Consider the following 18,314-nt stretch of genomic DNA (forward strand, 5'->3'; position numbering starts at 1 on the left):
GCGAGCAAGCTCGCTCCCACAGGGGTTCTTCGGTGTGTCAGTTGCTCGAGAGTTTGTCACCGCGGGCGAATTTCCAGGTGCGGATGATTTCCAGCCGGTCGATGTCCGACAGGTCGCCGGTAAACGGTGCAAACGGAGCTGCCAGTCGCACGATACGTTGCGCCGCCTGATCCAGCAGCGGCTGGCCGGAAGACTCCAGCACCAGCACTTCATACAGCGAGCCGTCGCGGTTGATCGACACCATCAGGCGCAGATTGCCGTAGATCTGCTTGCGCCGGGCTTCCTCGGGGTAATTGAGGTTGCCGATGCGCTCGACCTTCTTGCGCCATTCGTCCTTGTACCAGGCACCCTTGTCGCGCATGGTCGAGGCGGCGCTCAGGCGGTGAATGCGCGGGCGCTTGGCGTACAGCTGTTGTTCTTTGGCCAGTTCCGCTTCGAGGCTGGCGATATCGCTGGAGAGTTGCGAACTGTCGAAAGTCGGCGCATCGACCGTTGGTTTGGTCTCGGTCTTGGCTTCTTCTTTCTTGGTCGGCGCCTTTTTCGGTTTCGGCGCGACAGTGGTCACCGCAGCCTTGGGCGCGGCTTCCTGCACTTCCGGTTTGGCGGCCGGTGGCGGGGTGACTTTCTTGACCTGATTGTCCTGGAACGGCGCGACCTCGGTGGTCTTGGGAATCGCCTTCTTGTCGAGGGTGCCGCTGCCTTCCTGGTTTTCCTGGGCGAGGAAATCGGCCTTCGCCGGCTTCTTTTCGCTTTTGAAGGTGGCGAGGGTGATTTCCAGGGTTTTGCTGATCTGCTTGGGCTCGACCATGGTGAAACCCACGCCGAGCAGCAGTGCCAAATGGATCAGCGCCGCAAGAAACAGGGTAAATCCGAGGCGATCGACCGGGCGCACGCCGCGGTGGGCGAGTTCAGCAGGCAGATCGGACGGAAGTGTCATGACAAGAAAACCAACATCGCGTTTTTCACAGGCCGCGCATGATAACGCAATGTTGGTTTCACGCCTTGGGCTTCAAGCATCAAGCGACAGGCTGCATGTGATGCACATCAAGCTTGCAGCTTTTTCTCGATGGCATCCATCAGCAGGCCGCCGATGTCGGTGCCGAAGGCATTGTCGATTTCGCGGATGCAGGTCGGGCTGGTGACGTTGATTTCGGTCAGGTGCTCGCCGATCACGTCCAGGCCGACGAACAACAGGCCCTTCTCGCGCAAGGTCGGGCCGACCTGGGCGGCGATCCAGCGATCCTTGTCGGTCAGCGGACGGGCTTCGCCACGGCCACCTGCCGCGAGGTTGCCACGGGTTTCGCCCTGGGCCGGAATCCGCGCCAGGCAGTAATCCACCGGCTCGCCGTCGATCATCAGGATGCGCTTGTCGCCGTCCTTGATCGCCGGCAGGTAGGCCTGGCCCATGATCTGCTGGGCGCCGAGGGCAGTCAGGGTTTCCAGGATCACCGACAGGTTCGGATCGCCGGCGCGGTGACGGAAGATCGAGGTGCCGCCCATGCCGTCCAGCGGTTTGAGGATCACGTCGCCGTGTTTGGCGGCGAACTCACGCAGCACGTCGGCGCGGCGGCTGACCACGGTCGGCGGTGTGCACTGCGGGAACAGCGTGGCGAACAGCTTTTCGTTGCAGTCGCGCAGGCTTTGCGGCTTGTTGACCACCAGCACCCCGGCGGACTCGGCCTGTTCGAGCAGGTAGGTGGAGTAGACGAACTCCATGTCGAACGGCGGATCCTTGCGCATTAGGATCACGTTCAGGTCGCTCAGCAGCGAATCCTGCTCGGTGCCCAGTTCGAACCATTTTTCCGGGTTGGCGAAGACTTTCAGCGGCTTCATCCGCGCCCGTGCCTGGCCTTCGCCCTGATAAAGGTCTTTCTGTTCCATATAGAACAGTTCCCAGCCGCGCTTCTGCGCCGCCAGCAGCATGGCCAGCGAGCTATCCTTTTTGTAGGAAATGCTGGCGATAGGGTCCATGACAATCCCGACGCGAACGCTCATTGGGTTTTCCTCGAAAATTGGCTACCGGATCGGTATGAAAAAAGTGCCGCCAGAGTGGCGCCGGGCGGGTTTTCGGTCAAGGAAAAACCCGTCGATAGATTGGATCAGGAGACTGTGCTAAAAAGGCTGCCATGTCGTGCTGGCCCTTGAGCATCAAGGGTTTCCAGCCATTACGCATCGCAAAACGGACAAATTGATTCGCAAAGGCGACGGTAGAGCCCCCTTATGGAACAGCAGTCCAGCGCCTTGAAGGTCATGGTGATCGACGACTCGAAAACGATTCGTCGCACCGCCGAGACCCTGTTGAAAAATGCAGGGTGCGAAGTCATCACCGCGATCGACGGTTTTGACGCTCTGGCGAAGATCGCCGACCACCATCCCGGGATCATCTTTGTCGACATCATGATGCCGCGTCTGGATGGTTATCAGACCTGCGCTTTAATCAAGAACAACAACGCGTTCAAGGGTACGCCGGTGATCATGCTGTCGTCCCGGGACGGGCTGTTCGACAAGGCCAAGGGGCGGATTGTCGGTTCCGATCAATTTTTGACCAAGCCTTTCAGCAAGGAAGAACTGCTCGACGCGATTTCGGCCCATGTTCCGGGCTTCGCTGCCGCTTTGCCGCAGTAAGACACGCACAGAGACGCTCGGCTAGCGGGCCCGGTGTCGACAAGAAAAATGGGGAAGACCATGGCACGTATCCTGATCGTCGATGATTCGCCGACCGAAATGTACAAACTCACCGGCATGCTGGAAAAGCACGGGCACGAAGTGCTGAAAGCCGAAAACGGCGCCGACGGCGTGGCCCTGGCCCGCCAGGAAAAACCCGACGCGGTGCTGATGGACATCGTCATGCCCGGCCTCAACGGCTTTCAGGCTACCCGTCAGTTGACCAAGGATGCGGAAACCAGCCACATCCCGGTGATCATCATCACCACCAAGGATCAGGAGACCGACAAGGTCTGGGGCACTCGCCAAGGCGCCAGGGACTACCTGACCAAACCGGTCGACGAAGACACGCTGATCAAGACCCTGAACAACGTGCTGGCCGGTTGATCGCGCCGCCATGAGCGAGTCGCTGACCGCGTTCGAACTGTTGTGGCAGATCGACCAGCGCTGTCGCCTGCTGGCGGCGGACCTGCCGTCGCAAGCTGCACGCCAGGATCGCTGGAGCGGCATCGGCTTTCGTCTGGGCGAGCACTGGTACGTCACGCCGATGGGCGAAGTCAGCGAAGTGCTGCCCGAACTGCGCGTCACCCAGTTGCCGGGCGTCAAGCCGTGGGTCAAGGGCGTGGCCAACTTGCGCGGACGCCTGCTGCCGGTCATGGACCTGTGCGGATTCTTCGGCCATGAGCTGTCACCGATGCGCAAACAGCGGCGGGTATTGGTGGTAGAGCATCAGGACGTGTTTGCCGGGTTGCTGGTCGATGAAGTCTTCGGCTTGCAGCACTTCGAGCAGGACAGTTTCGAATCCGTCTCGATCAGCAAACGGCAAGGCTCCAAGGGCGAGTTCATCAAGGGTTATTTCCGGCGCGAGCAGAACTGGCGGGTGTTCAGCCTGTTTGCGCTGGCGCAGTCACCGAGTTTCATGCACGTCGCGGTTTAACAGGCGAGGACCGATGATCAAAGCAAAAACAGGCAAGCCCGCAGAAGGCTCGCGCAGCCGCTCGCAGATCATCGTGCTGTTCATCGCACTGATCGTGTTCATCATGCTGCTGTTCGCCAACTTCGCTTACCTCAACACCCAGGCCAACTACGACAAGCAGTACATCGGCCACGCCGGCGAGCTGCGGGTGCTGTCGCAGCGGATCGCCAAGAACGCCACCGAAGCCGCCGCCGGCAAGGCCGCCGCGTTCAAACTGTTGAGCGATGCGCGCAACGATTTTGCCCAGCGCTGGGGCTATTTGAAGAAAGGCGACCCGGCCACCGGCCTGCCGCCGGCGCCGTCCACCGTGCGTCCGGAAATGCGCGCCGTGCAGCTGGACTGGGAACGCCTGCTGAAAAACACCGACGCGATTCTCTCCAGCGAACAGACCGTGCTGTCCCTGCATCAGGTGGCCGCGACCCTGGCCGAAACCGTGCCGCAGTTGCAGATCGAATACGAAAAGGTCGTGGAAATCCTCTTGCAACGCGGTGCCCCGGCGGCGCAGGTGGCGATGGCCCAGCGTCAGTCGCTGCTGGCCGAACGGATTCTCGGCGCGGTGAATACCGTGCTCTCCGGCGATGAAAACTCGCAACAGGCTGCCGATGCCTTTGGCCGTGATGCCGCACGCTTTGGTCAGGTGCTTAACGGCATGCTGCAAGGTAACTCGACGCTGAAGATCAGCCAGGTCGAAGACCGCGACGCCCGTGCGCGTTTGAGCGAAATTTCCGAGCTGTTCCAGTTCGTCTCAGGCTCGGTGGATGAAATCCTCGAAACCTCGCCCGAGCTGTTCAAGGTCCGTGAATCGGCCACCAATATCTTCAGCCTGTCGCAGACCCTGCTCGACGAAGCCTCGCACCTGGCCGGCCGTTTTGAAAACCTTGCCGGCGGTCGCAGCACCGACACCATCGGCGGCTATGTGCTGGGCCTGCTGGCGCTGGCCTCGATCATCCTGATCGGCATGGTCATGGTCCGGGAAACCAACCGTCAGTTGCGCGAGACCGCCGAGAAGAACGAGCGCAACCAGAACGCGATCATGCGCCTGCTCGACGAAATCGAAGACCTCGCCGACGGCGACCTGACTGTAACGGCCTCGGTGACCGAAGACTTCACCGGGACCATCGCCGACTCGATCAACTATTCCGTCGACCAGTTGCGCGATCTGGTCGCCACCATCAACCTCACCGCCGGCCAGGTCGCCGCTGCGGTGCAGGAAACCCAGGCCACCGCCATGCATTTGGCCCAGGCCTCGGAGCATCAGGCCCAGCAGATTTCCGAAGCATCGACCGCGATCAGCGACATGGCCCAGTCCATCGACCAGGTGTCGGCCAACGCCGCTGAATCCTCGGCGGTGGCCGAGCGTTCGGTGGAAATCGCCAACAAGGGCAACGAGGTGGTGCACAACACCATCCACGGCATGGACAACATCCGCGAGCAGATCCAGGACACTGCCAAACGCATCAAGCGTCTGGGCGAGTCGTCCCAGGAAATCGGCGACATCGTCAGCCTGATCGATGACATTGCCGACCAGACCAACATTCTTGCCCTCAACGCGGCAATTCAGGCCTCGATGGCCGGTGACGCCGGGCGCGGTTTTGCCGTGGTTGCCGACGAAGTGCAGCGGCTGGCCGAGCGTTCGTCCGCCGCGACCCGGCAGATTGAAACGCTGGTGCGGGCGATCCAGACCGACACCAACGAAGCCGTGATTTCCATGGAACAGACCACCACCGAAGTGGTGCGCGGCGCGCGGCTGGCGCAGGATGCCGGTGTGGCCCTGGAAGAAATCGAAGGCGTATCCAAGATCCTTGCAGCGCTGATCCAGAGCATTTCCAACGCGGCGCAGCAGCAGACGTCTTCGGCCGGGCAGATTTCCCTGACGATGAACGTGATCCAGCAGATCACCTCGCAGACCTCGTCCGGCTCCACGGCCACCGCCGAGAGCATCGGCAACCTGGCGAAAATGGCCAGCCAGTTGCGTCGCTCGGTGTCCGGGTTCACCTTGCCGGCGGCGCCTGCGCCCGTCGCGGACAAGGCGTGAGGCCTGCGGGCGAGTCCATGTCGAGCGGAGTGGTTATGGGTGACCGGCACGACTACGTGGCCCTCGAATGGGTCAAGGGTGAAATAGCCGAGACGCTGAGGCAGGCGCATCAGGCCATCGAAGCCGTGCTCGACGATCCGCAGTCGGTGCCGGGGCTGGACGAATGCCTGGCCTGCATCCATCAGGTCCACGGCAGCCTGCAAATGGTCGAGTTCTACGGCGCAGCATTGCTCGCCGAAGAAATGGAGCACCTGGTCGAAGCGTTGCAGAACGACCGCGTCAGCCACCGCGACGAAGCGTTGCACTTGCTGTTGCAGGCGCTGGGTCAACTGCCGATTTACCTCGACCGCGTGCAGGGCGCCCGCCGTGACCTGCCGCTGGTGGTGCTGCCGCTGATCAACGATCTGCGCAGCGCCCGGGGCGAAAGCCTGTTGTCGGAAACCAGCCTGTTCAGCCCGCAGTTGCCCGAGCTTTCACCCCTGAGCCCGGAGGCGCTGGCGCTGCTGGAACCGGCGGAGCTGCCGAATGTACTGCGCAAGTTGCGCCAGATGCTGCAAATGGCGTTGGTCGGATTGCTTCGCGAACAGGACGACCAGACGCACCTCGCTTATCTGGCCAAGGTATTTACCCGGCTTGAAGCACTCAGCGGTAACGCGCCGCTGAGCCCGTTGTGGCAAGTCGCTTCGGCGCTGGTCGAAGGCATGCGCGAAGGGCGGATCGCCAACAGCCCGGCCCTGCGCAGCCTGTTCAAGGACGCCGACAAGGAACTCAAGCGCCTGCTCGAACAGGGCATGCCCGGCCTCAACCAGCCGCCACCGCCTGAACTGCTGAAAAGCCTGCTGTTTTATATCGCCAAAGCCGAACATCCCACCGGGCAGATGCTGACCATGAAAGATCGCTACTCCCTGGACGACGCGCTGCCCGACAGCGCGATGGTCGACGAAGAACGCGCGCGCCTGGCCGGCCCCGACCGCGATGCCATGCGCTCGGTGCTCGCGGCACTGTGCGAAGAACTGGTGCGGGTCAAGGAACGCCTCGACCTGTTCGTGCGCAGCGATCGCCAGCACGCCTCGGACCTGGACAGCCTGCTGGCGCCGCTGCGGCAGATCGCCGACACCCTCGCGGTGCTCGGTTTCGGCCAGCCGCGCAAGGTGATCATCGATCAATTGGCGGTGGTGCTCAGCCTTGCGCAGGGTCAGCGTGAGCCGAACGACGCCACGCTGATGGACGTCGCCGGCGCCTTGCTCTACGTCGAAGCGACCCTGGCCGGGATGGTCGGCACGGTGGAACCGGAGAGCCCGGAAGACTCGCGCCTGCCGACCACCGACCTGACGCAGATCCATCAGATCGTGATCAAGGAAGCGCGCATCTGCCTGCAACAGGCCAAGGACATGATCGTCGACTACATCGACGCCGACTGGGATCGCCAGCAACTGCAAAGCCTGCCGGCGCTGCTGACCCAGGTGCGCGGCGCGCTGGCGATGATTCCGCTGGCGCGTGCAGCAAGCCTGCTCGAAGCCTGCAACGGGTTTATCCGCGAGCACCTGTTGCTCGATCCTCACGAGCCGGGCTGGCAGCAACTCGACAGCCTCGCCGACGCCATCACCAGCCTCGAGTATTACCTCGAGCGCCTGACCGACGACCCGCAGGCACCGAGCGAGCATTTGCTGGATATCGCGCAGAAAAGCCTCGCCAGTCTCGGTTTCTTTCCTGACGAACAGCCCGGCGAGCCGCATGTGCCGGTACTCGACGACGTGCTCAGCCCCAGCGAAGCGCTGGTGATGCAGGATTTGCAGGAGCTGGACGATCCGCAGATCGTGCAGTCGTTGGCCGAAGTGCTGGCCAGCCCGGTGTCGGCGGTCAACCCGCCGGCGCTGACCACGCCGGGCAGCCTGCTGCCGCCACCGGCCGACGAAGAACCGGTGGATGACGAGCTGCGCGAAGTGTTTCTCGAAGAGACCGGGGAAGTGCTCGAAGTACTGAGCGAATACCTGCCGCGCTGGTCTGCCGAACCCGACGACCGCGCCGCCCTCAGTGAGCTGCGCCGCGGCTTCCATACGCTGAAGGGCAGCGGCCGGATGGTGCGCGCGCTGGTCCTCGGCGAGCTGGCCTGGGCGGTGGAAAACCTGCTCAACCGCGTGCTCGAACACAGCGTCGAACCCGGCCCGGCGGTGCGCCAGCTGCTGGCCGACACACTGTTGCTGTTGCCGGATCTGATCGCCGAATTCGCCACCAACGGCCAGCGTCAGCGCCACGATGTCGATCAACTGGCGGCCCGCGCCCACGCGCTGGCCAAGGGCGACACGCCGCTGCCGGCCGAAGACGTGGAAGACGTCGCGGCCCTCGATCCGCTGTTGCTGGATATCTTCCGCAACGAAGCCGAAACCCATCTTGCCAGCCTCAACCGTTTTCTCGATCAGGCCGCCGAGCATGTGCCGTTGCAGGCCAGCGACGAGTTGCAGCGCGCGCTGCACACCCTCAAGGGCAGCGCATCGATGGCGGGAGTTTCGCCGATTGCCGAACTGGCGGCGCCGCTCGATAAGCTCGCGCGGGAATTCAAGGCCCATCAGCTGGCGCTGGATCTGGACGAAGTGGAACTGCTGCTCGAAGCCGAGGGCTTGTTCCGCGTTGGTCTGCGTCAGCTCAAACACGATCCGCTGGCGCCGATTGTCGGTGCGCAGTCGCTGATCAAACGCACTGAAACCCTGCTCGGCGAGCGTCTGGAATCGATCCTCAACGCCCCGAGCAGCGCCCTGCGGGTCAAGCGCGATCCGCAACTGATCAACAACTTCCTGGCCCAGGGCATGGACATCCTGCTCGACGCCGAAAACCTTTTGCAGCGCTGGCAGCAGCACCCCGGCGAACGTCAGGAACTCAGCGCTCTGCTGGATGAGCTGACCACCCTGGGTGAGGGCGCGCATCTGGCGGATCTGCTGCCGGTGGATGTGCTGTGTGAAGCCTTGCTCGATCTGTACGGCGCCGTCGAAGAGAGCAGCTTGGCGGTCAGCGAGCGGTTTTTCCATGAAGCGCAGCAGGCCCACGAAGCGCTGATCAACATGCTCGACGAACTGGCCGCCGGCCAGGAAATCACCCCGCAACCGCAGCGCATCCGCGCCTTGCACGAACTGCTCGACGAGAGCCTCGATCCGTCGGCCATGGGCCTGATCCGCAGCGATGGCAGCCGCCCCCTGAGCATCCGCGAACTGGGCAGCGCCACAGCCGAACTCCAACAACACAGCGTCGACAGCGGGCCGGACGACGAGATCGTCGAGATCTTCCTCGAAGAGGCGGTGGACATTCTCGATAGCGCCGGGCAAGCCTTACAGCGTTGGCTGAAGGACCCGGAGAACGGCGCACCGCTGTCGTCGCTGCAACGGGATTTGCACACGCTCAAGGGTGGCGCGCGGATGGCCGAGGTGGCGGCGGTCGGCGATCTGGCCCATGAGCTGGAAGGCCTTTACGAAGGGTTGGTGGATCGTCGTTACAGCCACAGCGAAGCCCTCGACCGATTGCTGCGCCAGAGCCACGAACGTCTGGCGCAGTTCCTCGAACATTTGCACCGGCACCAGCCGCTGGAACCGGCGCAGGACCTGATCGAGGCGATCCGCCGGTTCCGTCAGGGCCCGAGCGCCACTCCCGAAACACCGCCAACCAGCGTTACGCAGGACGGCCCCGGACACGATCCGGAGCTGCTGGAAATCTTCCTCGAAGAAGGTTTCGACATCATCGAAAACTCCGGTGCCGCGCTATTGCGCTGGCAGGCCGAGCCCGGCAATCGCCAGGAAGTGGAAACCCTGCTGCGCGACCTGCACACCCTCAAGGGCGGCGCGCGGATGGTGGAGATCGGCCCGATCGGCGACCTCGCCCACGAACTCGAATATCTCTATGAAAGCCTGTCCGCCGGCACCCTGCAGGGCAGCGCCGAACTGTTTGCGCTGTTGCAGCGCGGCCAGGACCGCCTGGCGCAGATGCTCGACGCGGTACGTGCCGGCCAGCCGTGCCCACCGGCAGACCGGCTGATCAGCGCGATCCAGAATTTCAGCCATCCGGTGGTGGTTCAAACCCCGGCGCCCGTGCCGCCGGCCGCGGTCAAGGTCGAGCCTGCCGCCCCGGCGCCCGAGGCCGGGGCGGACATGGTCAAGGTCTCCGCCGAGTTGCTGGATGACCTGGTCAACCTCGCCGGCGAAACCTCGATTTTCCGTGGGCGCATCGAACAGCAAGTCAGCGATGCGCAGACCGCCCTGCACGAGATGGAAACCACCATCGAGCGTATGCGCGACCAGTTGCGCCGGCTCGACACCGAAACCCAGGGGCGGATCCTCAGCCGCCAGCAAGTGGATGCCGAACGCCTCGGCTACGAAGATTTCGACCCGCTGGAAATGGACCGCCATTCGCAGTTGCAACAACTGTCACGGGCGCTGTTCGAGTCCGCTTCCGACTTGCTGGATCTGAAGGAAACCCTCGACCGGCGCACCCACGACGCCGAGAACCTGTTGCAGCAGCAGGGCCGGATCAACACCGAGTTGCAGGAAGGCCTGATGCGCACGCGCATGGTGCCGTTCGAGCGAATGTTGCCGCGTTTGAAACGCATCGTCCGGCAGGTCGCCGAAGAGCTGGGCAAGGACGTCGCGTTCAGCGTCGGCAACGCCGAAGGCGAGATGGACCGCAACGTCCTCGAACGCATGGCCGCACCGCTGGAACACATGCTGCGCAATGCCGTCGATCATGGTCTGGAGTCTGCCGAAGTCCGGCTGGCAGCGGGCAAACCGGCGCAAGGGCAGATCAGCCTCGACCTGTCCCGCGAGGGCGGCGACATCGTGTTCGACATCCGCGACGACGGCGCCGGCGTGCCGCTGGACGCTGTGCGGCGCAAGGCGATCAAGCGCGGTTTGCTGGCGCCGGACGCCGAGATCAGCGACCGCGAAGTGTTGCAGTTCATCCTCCAGCCAGGGTTTTCCACCGCCGAGAAAATCACCCAGATTTCCGGGCGTGGCGTGGGCATGGACGTGGTGCACGAAGAAGTCCGGCAACTGGGCGGGACCATGAGCATCGACTCGGTGCCGGGGCAGGGCGTGCACTTCCGCATTCGCCTGCCGTTCACCGTGTCGGTCAACCGTGCGCTGATGGTGCAGTGTGGTGAGGATCAGTACGCGATTCCGCTGAACACCATCGACGGCATCGTCCGTGTGCTGCCGAATGAACTGGACGGGCATTTCCGTCTCGACCCGCCGAGTTATCAATACGGCGGCCAGCGTTATGAGCTGTGCTACCTGGGCGAGCTGCTGAAAACCGCGCCACGGCCGAAGCTGTCCGGCCAGAGCCTGCCGGTGCCGGTCTTGCTGGTGCAGTGCAACGAGCGGCACATCGCGGTGCAGGTCGACACGATGGCCGGCACCCGCGAGATCGTGGTCAAGAGCCTCGGCCCGCAGTTCGCGTCGGTGCAGGGCGTGTCCGGAGCGACGATTCTCGGCGATGGCCGGGTGGTGCTGATTCTCGACCTGCTGGCGCCGATCCGCGCGATGCAGGCGCGGTTGCCGCAGCGTCCGGCCAGTCACGACATCGAGAGCGAACCGCAGAAGCCGTTGCTGGTGATGGTGGTCGACGATTCGGTCACGGTGCGCAAGGTCACCAGCCGTTTGCTCGAACGCCACGGCATGAACGTGCTGACCGCCAAGGACGGGGTCGATGCGATGCTGCTGCTGGAAGAACACATGCCGGACCTGATGCTGCTCGACATCGAAATGCCGCGCATGGACGGATTCGAAGTGGCGACCCAGGTACGCCACGACGAGCGCTTGCAACACCTGCCGATCATCATGATCACCTCGCGCACCGGCCAGAAACACCGCGATCGCGCGATGGCCATCGGCGTCAACGACTACCTTGGCAAGCCGTACCAGGAATCGGTGCTGCTCGAAAGCATCGCGCTGTGGAGCAAAAAACATGCATGAACGCCGGGACAACCAGCGCACCAGCCAACTCACCGGGCTGCTGCTGCCGCTGGCGGATCGCAACCTGATCCTGCCCAACGTCGCCGTCGCCGAGCTGATCGACTACCAGTCCAGCGCCTTCGATCTCGACACACCGCCGTGGTATCTCGGTCGGGTGACCTGGCGTGAGCGGCAGATTCCGCTGCTGAGTTTCGAGTCGGCGTGCGGCAACAAGATCGTCATCGGCGAACGGGCACGTATCGTCATCCTCAATGCCCTCGGCGGGCGGCCGGAGTTGAAGTTCATTGCGCTGCTGGTGCAGGGGATTCCGCGCTCGTACAAGCTCGACAGCCAGTTGAGTTATGTCGACGTGCCGCTGTGTGCGCTGGAGCAGGCTGCGGTACAGGTGGGAGAGCAGGTGGCGAAGGTGCCGGATTTGTTGGCGCTGGAGACATTGTTGGTGGATGCGGGGCTGGTCCACTGATCCAGAGTCTGCAGTGCTCGGGTTGGCCCCATCGCGAGCAGGCTCGCTCTCACATTTGAAATGCGTTTCCCTTGTGGGAGCGAGCCTGCTCGCGATAGCGATTCCAACCATTACGCTGACCGTAACGGTTCACCACCGCGCTTGATTGATGCCCCCACCCGACACTCCTAAGGTAGCTCCACGACAGCGAACCCCGTGGAGTGAGCATGACAACAACAATATCCCCCGACTCGCGCTGGACGCGGCGGCGTGACGAGAAGCAGCGGCGCCTCGACAAGGTGCGCGGGCTGGCCGACGGTGCGGTGTTGCCCACCGACAGGATCGTCGCGGCGCTCGAAGCGCTTATCCTGCCCGGCGACCGTGTGGTGCTGGAGGGCAACAACCAGAAGCAGGCGGATTTCCTTTCCCGTGCGCTGGCGAAGGCCGACCCGGAAAAGCTCCACGACCTGCACATGATCATGCCCAGTGTCGGTCGTTCCGAGCATCTGGACCTGTTCGAACGCGGCATTGCCCGCAAGCTCGATTTTTCCTTTGCCGGCACCCAGAGCCTGCGCATCAGCCAGTTGCTCGAAGACGGCCTGCTGGAAGTCGGCGCGATCCACACCTACATCGAACTCTACGCCCGGCTGGTGGTGGACCTGATCCCCAACGTCGTGCTCTCGGCCGGGTTCATGGCCGACCGGGCCGGCAACATCTACACCGGCCCGAGCACCGAAGACACCCCGGCGCTGATTGAACCGGCAGCCTTCAGCGACGGCATCGTCATCGTCCAGGTCAACCAACTGGTGGACGACGTCAGCGAACTGCCTCGCGTGGACATCCCCGCATCGTGGGTGGATTTCGTGGTGGTGGCGGACAAGCCGTTCTACATCGAACCGCTGTTCACTCGCGACCCGCGTCACATCAAGCCTGTGCACGTGCTGATGGCGATGATGGCGATCCGGGGGATCTACGAAAAACACAACGTGCAGTCGCTGAACCACGGCATTGGCTTCAACACCGCCGCCATCGAACTGATCCTGCCGACCTACGGTGAATCCCTCGGCCTCAAAGGCAAGATCTGCCGCAACTGGACACTCAACCCGCACCCGACCCTGATTCCGGCGATTGAAAGCGGCTGGGTCGAAAGCGTGCATTGCTTCGGCACCGAACTGGGGATGGAAAACTACATCGCCGCCCGGCCCGATGTGTTCTTCACCGGCCGTGACGGCTCGCTGCGTTCCAACCGGATGTTCTGCCAACTGGCCGGGCAATACGCGGTGGACCTGTTCATCGGCGCGACCCTGCAGGTCGATGGCGATGGTCATTCTTCAACCGTAACTCGAGGCCGTCTCGCCGGTTTCGGTGGCGCGCCGAACATGGGGCACGACCCGCGTGGTCGGCGTCACGGCACCCCGGCCTGGCTCGACATGCGCCACGATGATTCGCAACAACCGATGCTCGAACGCGGCAAGAAACTCGTGGTGCAAATGGTCGAAACGTTCCAGGAGGGCGGCAAACCGACCTTCGTCGAAACCCTCGACGCAGTGGAGGTGGCGAAAAAAAGTGGGATGCCGCTGGCGCCGATCATGATTTACGGCGACGACGTCACCCACCTGCTCACCGAAGAAGGTATCGCCTACCTGTACAAAGCACGTTCGCTGGAAGAGCGTCAGGCGATGATCGCTGCGGTGGCCGGCGTCACTGCCATCGGCCTGCGGCACAACCCGAAAGACACCGAACGCATGCGCCGTGAAGGCCTGATCGCCTTGCCCGAAGACCTTGGCATTCGCCGCACCGACGCTACCCGCGAATTGCTGGCGGCGAAGAGCGTGGCCGATCTGGTCGAGTGGTCCGGCGGCCTTTACAACCCGCCCGCCAAGTTCAGGAGCTGGTAATGCACGCACTCAACCTGCAACCGAAAACCATCACCCTCGCGGAGCGGCTGGCGGATCTGGCGGTGGACGCGCTGATCGACGAAGCCGACCTGTCGCCGAAACCGGCGCTGGTCGACCGCCGTGGCAACGGCGCGCACACGGATCTGCATCTGGGATTGATGCACGCCTCGGCGCTGGCGCTGTGGCCGGCGTTCAAGGAAATGGCCGAAGCCGCGCTTGAATTCGGCGAGATCGGCTTGCCGCTGCGCGAAGCCATCGGCCGCATCGGCCGGGAAGGCGAGCAAGCAATGCTCGCTACCACTAACGGCGTGAACACCCATCGCGGGGCGATCTGGGCGCTGGGCCTGCTGGTCACGGCTGCTGCGCTGGACACCAAATCCACCAGCGCTGGCGCCGTCACTCTGCGCGCCGCACGTCTGGCATTGCTCGATGACCGTTATGCGCCGCGCCCGCTGAGCCACGGCGCGCAAGTCGCCCAACGCTACGGCGCTCGCGGTGCCCGGGAGGAAGCGCAACTCGGCTTTCCGTCCGTGGTGCAACGCGGTCTGCCGCAACTCAAGCGCAGCCGCGCCGCCGGCCATGGCGAACAGAACGCCCGGCTGGATGGCTTACTCGCAATCATGACCGACCTCGCCGACACCTGCGTCCTGTATCGCGCCGGCGAACAAGGCCTGCACGCCATGCAGCACGGCGCTCAGGCAGTGCTCGACGCTGGCGGAAGCGCCAGCCTCACCGGTCGCCGCCGCCTGCACGAACTGGATCAACAACTCATCGCATTGAATGCCTCGCCCGGTGGCGCCGCCGACTTGCTCGCCGCCAGCCTGCTGCTTGATCGAATCGAGCGCGACGGCATCCTTCAGGGAGCGTTTTGATGGAAACCTTATCCTTTGAATTCCCCGCCGGGCAGCCGCCGCGCGGTCGGGCGCTGGTCGGTTGTGTCGGTTCGGGCGATCTGGAAGTGCTGATCGAACCGGGCCTCGCCGGCAAGCTGACGATCAATGTGCAGACCTCGGTCAATGGTGCCGAGCAGCGCTGGCAACATCTGTTCGCGCGGATGTTCGACGGCACCACACCGCCGGCGATGGCCATCGATATCCACGACTTCGGCGCGACCCCCGGTGTGGTTCGCCTGCGACTGGAACAAGGCTTCGAGGAGATCGGCCATGACTGACACCTCAGCGCTTTTGCACAAACACTCGTTCGTCGAGCTCGGCGCCCGGCAGCGGGCGAAAGCCTTGCTCGACACCGGCACTTTCCGCGAACTGCTCGACCCGTTTCAGCGCGTGATGTCGCCATGGCTCGAACGCCAGGGCGTGGTGCCGCAGGCCGATGACGGCGTGGTGATCGCCAAGGGCAAACTCGACGGTTTGCCGGTGGTGATCGCTGCCATCGAGGGTGCGTTTCAGGGCGGCAGTCTCGGTGAAGTCGGCGGCGCGAAAATCGCCGGCGCACTGGAACTGGCTGCCGAGGACAACCGCAAAGGCATCCCGACCCGCGCCATCCTGCTGCTGGAAACCGGCGGTGTGCGCTTGCAGGAAGCCAACCTCGGACTGGCGGCGATTGCCGACATTCACGCGGCGATTGTCGATCTGCAGCAACACCAACCAGTGGTCGGCGTGGTGGCCGGCAGCGTCGGTTGCTTTGGCGGGATGTCGATTGCCGCTGCGCTGTGCAGCTATTTGCTGGTGACCCAGGAAGCACGCCTCGGCCTGAACGGCCCGCAGGTGATCGAGCAGGAAGCCGGGATCGAGGAATACGACTCCCGCGACCGGCCCTTCATCTGGAGCCTGACCGGTGGCGAGCAACGTTTCGCCAGTGGTCTGGTGGACCGTTATGTCGCCGATGACGTGGCGCAGATTCGCCAGCAGGTCGGCGAATTGATGCAACAAGGCTTGCCGAAACAACCGCGCAGTCAGCGGGCCGAATGGTTCCTGCAACGGCTGACGAGCCTGGACACTGACAAGCAAATCGAGCCTTCGATGGTTCGCGACCTGTATCAAGGAGAGCGCTCATGAGCGGTTATTCCATGCGCGGTTTGAACTGGTTCAATGCCTTGAGCGCTGACGCGAATGTCGTTGAAGGGTTGCCGCCCTCGCTGAAAGTCGCCGACGGTGAGCTCGGGCGCTTTATCGCGGTGGTCGCCGATCCGCAAAACCGTTTCCCTCGCGCTCGCAACGGCGAAGTCGGTTTGCTCGAAGGCTGGGGTTTGGCCAAGGCTGTGGATGATGCGATCTCCGCCGACCGAGACAAAACGCAAAAGCGTCCCTTGATCGCGATCGTCGATGTGCCGAGCCAGGCCTATGGTCGCCGCGAAGAAGCCCTCGGCATTCATCAGGCGTTGGCCGGTGCGGCGGACGCTTATGCCCGCGCGCGTCTGGCCGGGCACCCAGTGATAGCGCTGCTGGTGGGCAAGGCCATGTCTGGGGCGTTTCTCGCTCATGGTTATCAGGCCAATCGCTTGATCGCCCTGCGTGATCCGGGGGTGATGGTGCATGCGATGGGCAAGGCTTCGGCGGCGCGGGTGACCTTGCGCAGCGTCGAAGAACTGGAAGTGCTGGCGTCCAGCGTGCCGCCGATGGCCTATGACATCGACAGCTATGCCAGCCTCGGATTGCTCTGGGAAACCCTGTCGGTGCAGCAGATCGAACAGCCGACGGCGGAGGATCTGGCGCGGGTCGGCGAATGTTTGAAGCAAGCCATCGGCGATATTGGCGCGACGGATTTGAGCAATCGTCTCGGCGCGAAAAATCGCGAAGCCTCCAGCCGTGTACGTGAATTGCTGAGGGCGCAGTGGTGAACACGCCTCTGGCCCACGACCTGCTGTGGGGCATGACGCCGGCGCAGTTGCCGGCGGATGCGCCGCAGTGGGCGATTGATTCGCTGGCTGCCGGGCAACCGGTGGTGGTGCGGCGGGCGTTGAGTGAAGAGGGATTCGTGGCGGTGGGCGTGCGCGGTCGGTTGCGCGAGCAGCGGTTGGCGGCGTTCATGGCGATCGATTCGATTGCCTGTCGGGTCAGCCCGGAAGCGCTTTGTCAGGTAGAGAGCGAGCGTGATCTGCCGGTCTTGCACGCGCTGCGGCAACTGCGGCCGGTACTTGATGATTGCGGTTGGGTCTGGGGCATCAGCGGCAGTGCCGGATTTGAATTGGCCAGCGGTTTCAAAGCGATGCACGAGGCCAGTGATCTCGACCTGATCCTGCGTACACCGCAACTCATCACCCGTAATCAGGCACGCAAACTGGTCGCGGTTTTCGATCAGGCGATCTGCAGGGTCGACCTGCAGTTGCAGACACCATTTGGTGCCGTCGCCCTGCGCGAGTGGGCCGGGAATGCTTCGCGGGTGCTGCTGAAAAACGCCCATGAAGCCTGTCTGGTCAGCGACCCGTGGAACCCGCAGGAGCAGGCGGCGTGAGCAGCCTGCTGGTATTTCCCGGCCAGGGCGCGCAGCAGCCCGGCATGCTCCAGCGTTTGCCTCGGGAAACGCTGATCGAGGCCAGCGACAGCCTCGGTGAAGATGTCTTGCGGCTGGATTCCAGCGAAGCGTTGCGCAGCACCCGAGCGGTACAGCTCTGCCTGCTGATCGCCGGAGTCGCAGCCTCGCGGCAGTTGTTGCAGCAAGGACTCACTGCCGATTACGTCGCCGGTCTGTCCATCGGTGCCTATCCGGCAGCGGTGGTCGCCGGGGCGTTGAGCTTCAGCGATGCGTTGCATCTGGTCAGCCTGCGCGGTGAGTTGATGCAGCAGGCTTATCCACAGGGCTTCGGCATGACCGCGATCATCGGCCTGCAATTATCCACAGTCGAAGATTTGCTGGCGCAGGTGCACGGCGCAGATACGCCGGTTTACCTGGCCAACATCAACGCCGATAACCAGGTGGTGATTGCCGGCAGCGACAAGGCGATGCAAGCGGTCGCCGAGCTGGCGCGCAGTCGTGGCGCCGGGCTGGCAAAACGTCTGGCGGTCAGCGTGCCGTCGCACTGTCCGTTGCTGGATCAGCCTGCGCAAACACTCGCCGAAGCGTTCGCCAGGGTAGAACTGAAAACACCGAAAATCGCTTACCTGAGCGGCAGCCGCGCAAGGCCTGTGACCCAGGTAGAAGCGCTGCGCGACGATCTCGCCTTCAACATGTGTCGCGTGGTGGACTGGCGCGGCACCGTGCAAAGCGCCTACGAGCGCGGCGTACGTTTACAGATCGAACTGCCGCCCGGTGCGGTGCTGACCGGGCTGGCGCGCCGGGTGTTCGAGCAGGGCACCGTCGCTGCCTTCAACAGTGCCCGGCTCGACACCTTGCAGGCGCTGTTGCGTGAAGAGGAGGGCCGACGACCCTAAATCACCGACTCAGGCTTCGA

Annotated in this window: 15 protein-coding genes; 13 read left to right on the forward strand and 2 right to left on the reverse strand. The window is 63.4% G+C overall.

Translation table 11 applies throughout. The features are described 5' to 3' along the window. Nucleotides 1–37: 37 nt before the first annotated feature. Together CAF63_RS24150 and gshB are read right to left on the reverse strand one after the other, a co-directional pair. Nucleotides 38–937 (reverse strand): energy transducer TonB, encoded by a 900-nt coding sequence (locus CAF63_RS24150; protein ID WP_085689621.1) that lies wholly within the window; start codon nt 935–937, stop codon nt 38–40. Nucleotides 938–1,044: 107 nt separating this feature from the next. Continuing rightward, a complete protein-coding gene (gene gshB, locus CAF63_RS24155) occupies nt 1,045–1,995 on the reverse strand; it encodes a glutathione synthase (RefSeq protein WP_007953331.1) in 951 nt (316 codons plus the stop codon). A gap of 225 nt (nt 1,996–2,220) precedes the next feature. Between gshB and pilG the strand changes: the two genes are divergently transcribed. From pilG to mdcH, 13 genes are all read left to right on the forward strand, one after another. Then, on the forward strand, nt 2,221–2,625 hold the full coding sequence (gene pilG, locus CAF63_RS24160; RefSeq protein ID WP_007953330.1) for a twitching motility response regulator PilG: 405 nt from the start codon (nt 2,221–2,223) through the stop codon (nt 2,623–2,625). A gap of 60 nt (nt 2,626–2,685) precedes the next feature. Further along, nucleotides 2,686–3,051, forward strand: a complete 366-nt coding sequence (gene pilH / locus CAF63_RS24165) for a twitching motility response regulator PilH (protein ID WP_011336365.1) — start codon at nt 2,686–2,688, stop codon at nt 3,049–3,051. Between the two features lie 10 nt (nt 3,052–3,061). After that, the gene (locus tag CAF63_RS24170; RefSeq protein ID WP_085689623.1) at nt 3,062–3,601 is read left to right on the forward strand and encodes a chemotaxis protein CheW; all 540 of its coding nucleotides are present in this window, start codon (nt 3,062–3,064) and stop codon (nt 3,599–3,601) included. A 13-nt stretch (nt 3,602–3,614) separates the two neighbouring features. Next, nucleotides 3,615–5,675 (forward strand): methyl-accepting chemotaxis protein, encoded by a 2,061-nt coding sequence (locus tag CAF63_RS24175; protein WP_085689625.1) that lies wholly within the window; start codon nt 3,615–3,617, stop codon nt 5,673–5,675. Nucleotides 5,676–5,710: 35 nt separating this feature from the next. Next, nucleotides 5,711–11,626 (forward strand): Hpt domain-containing protein, encoded by a 5,916-nt coding sequence (locus CAF63_RS24180; protein WP_085689627.1) that lies wholly within the window; start codon nt 5,711–5,713, stop codon nt 11,624–11,626. Next, nucleotides 11,619–12,089: a chemotaxis protein CheW gene (locus CAF63_RS24185; RefSeq protein WP_085689629.1), complete on the forward strand. Its 471-nt coding sequence runs from the start codon at nt 11,619–11,621 to the stop codon at nt 12,087–12,089. The genes CAF63_RS24180 and CAF63_RS24185 overlap by 8 nt, the downstream gene beginning before the upstream one ends. 206 nt (nt 12,090–12,295) lie before the next feature. Continuing rightward, a complete protein-coding gene (gene mdcA / locus CAF63_RS24190; RefSeq protein ID WP_085689631.1) occupies nt 12,296–13,966 on the forward strand; it encodes a malonate decarboxylase subunit alpha in 1,671 nt (556 codons plus the stop codon). Further along, nucleotides 13,966–14,838: a triphosphoribosyl-dephospho-CoA synthase gene (locus tag CAF63_RS24195; protein WP_085689633.1), complete on the forward strand. Its 873-nt coding sequence runs from the start codon at nt 13,966–13,968 to the stop codon at nt 14,836–14,838. Before mdcA ends, CAF63_RS24195 begins: the two co-directional genes overlap by 1 nt. Continuing rightward, entirely contained in the window at nt 14,838–15,137 is a 300-nt protein-coding gene (locus CAF63_RS24200) for a malonate decarboxylase subunit delta (RefSeq protein WP_039767948.1), read from the forward strand. The genes CAF63_RS24195 and CAF63_RS24200 overlap by 1 nt, the downstream gene beginning before the upstream one ends. Continuing rightward, nucleotides 15,130–15,981: a biotin-independent malonate decarboxylase subunit beta gene (locus CAF63_RS24205; RefSeq protein ID WP_085689635.1), complete on the forward strand. Its 852-nt coding sequence runs from the start codon at nt 15,130–15,132 to the stop codon at nt 15,979–15,981. The genes CAF63_RS24200 and CAF63_RS24205 overlap by 8 nt, the downstream gene beginning before the upstream one ends. Next, entirely contained in the window at nt 15,978–16,763 is a 786-nt protein-coding gene (gene mdcE / locus CAF63_RS24210) for a biotin-independent malonate decarboxylase subunit gamma (protein WP_085689637.1), read from the forward strand. Before CAF63_RS24205 ends, mdcE begins: the two co-directional genes overlap by 4 nt. Continuing rightward, nucleotides 16,757–17,377, forward strand: coding sequence for a malonate decarboxylase holo-ACP synthase (locus tag CAF63_RS24215; protein WP_085689639.1), 621 nt, complete (start codon nt 16,757–16,759; stop codon nt 17,375–17,377). The genes mdcE and CAF63_RS24215 overlap by 7 nt, the downstream gene beginning before the upstream one ends. Further along, on the forward strand, nt 17,374–18,294 hold the full coding sequence (gene mdcH, locus CAF63_RS24220; protein WP_085689641.1) for a malonate decarboxylase subunit epsilon: 921 nt from the start codon (nt 17,374–17,376) through the stop codon (nt 18,292–18,294). Before CAF63_RS24215 ends, mdcH begins: the two co-directional genes overlap by 4 nt. Nucleotides 18,295–18,314: the final 20 nt, after the last annotated feature.

Origin of the sequence: Pseudomonas sp. B20(2017) (genome assembly GCF_002113125.1) — a bacterium.
GTDB lineage: Bacteria > Pseudomonadota > Gammaproteobacteria > Pseudomonadales > Pseudomonadaceae > Aquipseudomonas.